The 3,946-nt window shown below is 73.1% G+C and carries 2 protein-coding genes; one reads left to right on the plus strand and one right to left on the minus strand.

The window, feature by feature from the left end; genetic code table 11:
• Positions 1-42: 42 nt before the first annotated feature.
• The gene (locus ACFU6K_RS33245) at positions 43-1,854 is read right to left on the minus strand and encodes a hypothetical protein (protein ID WP_380669418.1); all 1,812 of its coding nucleotides are present in this window, start codon (positions 1,852-1,854) and stop codon (positions 43-45) included.
• Positions 1,855-2,141: 287 nt separating this feature from the next.
• Between ACFU6K_RS33245 and ACFU6K_RS33250 the strand changes: the two genes are divergently transcribed.
• A complete protein-coding gene (locus ACFU6K_RS33250; protein ID WP_380669420.1) occupies positions 2,142-3,902 on the plus strand; it encodes a hypothetical protein in 1,761 nt (586 codons plus the stop codon).
• Positions 3,903-3,946 lie beyond the last annotated feature (44 nt).

Raw genomic sequence — 3,946 nt, forward strand, 5'->3', positions numbered from 1 at the left:
GTGAGGCGCTCCTCACCGGCCCCGATGGGGTGACGTCCGCGGTCAGTCCTTGCGCCAGAGCACCCAGCCCCTGTCCTTGTTGAACTTCGCGACGTGCCAGCCGGGCCGCGCGTCCGGCCAGCTGGCCTGCGGCAGGTCGCCCTTGCTCCAGCCGGCCAGGTACGCGGTGGCCGCCTCCGGCGGGGCGGAGCCGTCCTTCAGGTCGTCCGACCAGACCCGGCCCCAGTAGACCTCGTAGGCCATCGACATCCGGGTGTCCCAGTCGAGGTCCATGTCCAGGACGACGTTGTCGCCCTTGCGCAGGCCCGCCTCCTTGGCCACGCCCACCGCCTGGTACTTGCGGGCCTTGGCGTGCGGTTCGGAGACGTTGTCGGTGACGGCGACCGTCGCGTAGGCGGCGAACACCGTCACGCACCCCACCACCGCGGCCACCACCCGGCGCCCGCCGGCCACCCGCAGCAGCAGGCAGGCGCCCAGCACCGCCAGCGCGCCGAAGCTCGTCCGGACCATGTGCAGGTCGTCCCAGGTCGAGGCCAGGAACATCGCGTCCGGCACCGTCCACGGACTGACCCAGAGCTTGAGCGCGGCACCCGCGTACGCGCCGACCGACAGCTGGATGATCCCGATCACCGCCACGCCGGCCAGCGCCGTCCACAGCAGCGCGCGGACCCCGGCCCGCCACAGCGCGGCCAGGCCGACCACCAGGAACATCGGCACCAGCACCGCGCAGTACCGGGCGTACACCCAGTTGTCGGTCCGGTCGTTGTCCGCCAGCCCGGCCGCCGAGGCCAGCGCGGTGCCGAACAGCAGGGCCACCATGGTGAAGGCCACCACCCGCTCGGCCACCGTGTACCGGCGCCGGAAGACGACCACCACGCACAGCACCAGGGCGACCGCCCCGAAGCCGTACGTCGAGGTCATGAAGTACCAGAGCTGCCCGAAGGTCCGGGCGATGATCGTGCCGATGTACTTGCTGTCCCCGAGGTTCTCGAAGACCTTGTTGCCGACGGTGCTCGGCGGCACGTCCTTGAACTGGTTCTCGACGAAGCCCGCCAGCAGCTTCGCGCCCAGGTACGACAGCCCGAGCCCGCCGGCACCGGCCAGCGAGGCGAGCCGCGGCGCCCAGCCGGCGGCCAGCACCACCACCAGGACCAGCGCGGTCAGCGCCACGACCACGCCGCCGCGGTCGTGGGTGGCCAGCGCGAAGCCGGCCCCCAGGCCCATCCCCGCCGCGTACAGCGTGCGGCGGCGCGTCGTGCCGGGCGAGAGCCAGCCGTGCATCGCGAGCAGCCAGGCCAGCAGGATCACCGGGAGCACGGTGTCCGACATCACGAACTGGGAGTAGAAGACCACCGGCGGCACCAGCGCCACGGCGGTGCCCACCAGGTACGCGTGCGGCCGGGACAGGCCCACCCGGCGCGCCGCCGCCACGGCGAGCGGGAACACCAGCGCGTTGAGCAGCGCGTTGACGCCCATGATCAGGTGGTACGCGGCGGCCGGGTTGTCGGCGATCCGCAGCGCCGGCGAGATCAGCAGCGGGTAGCCGCCGGGGATCACCACGCCGACCGGCATCTCGGTGGTCGGCCGCCCGGCAAGCACCCGCGCGATCACCAGGTAGGAGTCCTCGTCGGCGTGCACCGACGGGAAGTAGTTGTGGATCGACAGCACCAGGCGGAACACCACCTGCCCGCCGTACCCGAGCAGCAGGACCACCGGCCAGAACCAGCGGTGGGCGGCCAGCGCCCGCAGCCGGGGCGGCACGGCCGGGGCCCGGGTGGCGGGCGCGCTCCCGCCGCCTTCCTCACCCCGGCCCGGCCCGTCGGACGTGTGGGCAGAGTCGATCAGCGGCTGCACCGAGACACTTCCCTACTTGTATGAGTTGACGATCTCGTCATGGCCGGCTCCGGACGGCCCGCCACGGCTCCCACCACTCGTCGAAGCGCATCGGCAGTGTGCCACGCGGTGATCGGCCGGAGCCAACGCGCTCCTCCCCCGTTGACGACAACGGCCCGTACGGGAACGGTGGTTCGGCCCGTGCGGATCCCCCGACCGAGGTGCTGGCAGAATCGCGGTGTCCGGCCACCGAAACCACACACCGCCCCCGCATCCGAACCGCTGCGGGAGAGCAGAAGGACCGAACAGTGACGACGAGCGTCCAGCCCGCCCCCGCCGAGGGCAGGCATCAGGGCATACCGCCCAGTCAGAGGAGACGGGCCGCCGCTCTTCGCCTCCCCGCCGTCCTCTGGACCGCGGAGATCCTGACCGCGGCCACGGCGGCGCTGCTGATGACCGGGCTGGCCTGGTCCGTCCGGCTGAACCCCATGTCGAGGGTCGGCCAGGTCAGCGGTCTCGCCGCGCTCCAGCTCCGGCTCCTGCTGCTGATCGGCATCGTGGTCCTGGTCCTGGTGCCGGCGATGCGCCGCTGGGCGGACCTCCCGGTGCGGTTCGCCGCCGCCGCGGTCGCCGGCCTGTCCTCCGGCGTCCTGGCGGCCGGCATCTCGCTCGCGCTGCGCGACACCAACTGGCCGCTGTACGCCCAGCAGGGCGACTCCGGCAGCCTCCAGGCCTGGGTCGGCGCCCTGATGGACGGCAAGTCCCTCGACGGCGCCTACCCGCCGCTGTTCCCGCACATCGTCGCCTTCGTCGCCGAGCACGTCACCCACGGGCAGGTCGGCTACGCGCTCAAGCTCGTCGACCTGCTGTTCGTCGCGATGCTCGGCCCGCTCGCCTACCTGTCCTGGCGGCTGCTGCTGCCCCCGCTCTGGGCGCTCGGGATCGGCGTCACCGCCGCCCTGCCGATGGCGCAGCCGTACAAGCCGTACACCACCTTCGTGCTCGTCGCCTTCCTCCCCGTGCTGGCGAAGCTGATGCGGCTCATCCAGCGCGCGCCGGAGCTCCCGCGCCGCACCGCGGCCGTCCGCGGCGCCGTGCTCGGCCTCGGGATCGGGCTGCTGTTCCTCCTCTACTCCGGCTGGTTCGTGTGGTCCGCGGCCGGAGTGGTGGTCCTCACCGTGGTGCTGCTGCTGCGCGCCCGCCGGACCGGCGGAACCCCCGGCCTGCTCAACGGCCTGTGCGCGATCGGCGCCGCCGGCGGGGTCTTCCTGCTCGTCTCCGGCGTCTACCTGGTCCGGCTGCTCGGCTCCGCCGGCAGCACGATCGACCGGTACTGCTACTTCGACACCTACACCGAGCCGACCTACTTCGCGATGTGGCGCGACGACCTCCCCGGCACCGACGGCCAGAGCACCTGGCCGGTCCCCGGCGAGATCGGCGGGGTCGGCCTCTTCACGATCCTCCTGCTGGTCGGCCTGGGCGTGGCGCTGGCCCTCGGGATCGGCCGGACCACCGTCCTGACCGCCGCCGCCTGTACCGCGAGCGCCCTGCTGATGCGCTACTGGTACGCCTCCCACATGGAGCGCGACCAGGCCGTCATGCTCTACCCGCGCACCAGCGCCCAGCTGCTCTACTGCCTGCTGGTCCTCGTCGGCCTGGCGTGCTACCTGATCGTCCGCCGCCGCCAGGGCCCCGCCGCGGCCCCCGCCGCCGAGTCGGCCGAGGACACCGGCCGCCGGCTGCCGCTGCGCCTCAACCCGCGCGGTGTGGCCGTCGGCGCCATCTGCGCGCTGGGCCTGCTCTTCGGCATGGCCGGCTCCGCCACCGCCAGCAAGTACATGCCGGACCCGCACTGGGGCCCCGGCGCGCTGGCCTGGATCGCGCAGAGCACCGCCGACACCGAGGGGCACTGCTCGCGCTACGCGCCCAACGGCCAGTGCAAGCAGCCGAGGGACATCAGCGACCTGCTGGTACCGCTGCCCGACCCCGGGAAGCTGATGTGCCCGAAGGTCAACCCGTACCCGCCCCGGCAGCCCGACCCGCTCGGCCCCTCGGGCTTCGGCGAGTAGCCCCCTGCGGGACCGCCCGCGAACGGCACTGGGCCGGTAGTCCG

This window comes from Kitasatospora sp. NPDC057512 (assembly GCF_042802135.1).
Lineage (GTDB): Bacteria > Actinomycetota > Actinomycetes > Streptomycetales > Streptomycetaceae > Kitasatospora.